Raw genomic sequence first — 367 nt, 5'->3', positions numbered from 1 at the left:
CCAGATTGCCTTCCACGAAGCGGCGCTTGGTCCGGCCGACGGTGGAAAGGCTGACCCGGACGGTTCGGACAATCTCTGCGTCGCAGCTGCCGGCATCGGCCGCCAGCAAAATCTGCGCCCGTTTGAGCTTGCGGGCGGCATGTTTGCCGCCGCCGAGCATCGCCGTCAGTTCGTCCCGCTCGGCTTGGCTCAATTCGACCCGATAACGTATGTTCATGCTTCGCCTCCTTGTCGGAGGCCGGGGAGCTATGGCGGAATCTGGGTGATGACGGCCTGAGAAGGGCGGCGTATCGAGGCGGGTAACCAGCCAGCCAGAACCTCACATGGGATGGTTCGTGTCAAGGCCATCAATCGCAATGCATCAGCA

1 protein-coding gene is annotated in these 367 nt (G+C 62.4%); it reads right to left on the bottom strand.

All coding sequences use genetic code 11. The features are described 5' to 3' along the window. On the bottom strand, positions 1-217 hold a 217-nt coding region (locus tag ACZYOF_RS44455), incomplete at its 3' end, for a helix-turn-helix domain-containing protein (protein ID WP_463719681.1). Positions 218-367: the final 150 nt, after the last annotated feature.

It is taken from the genome of Bradyrhizobium sp. LeoA1Lang, assembly GCF_055413685.1.
Note: the sequence above shows the minus strand (reverse complement) of the source record. Positions and strands in the feature narration are given on the sequence as shown.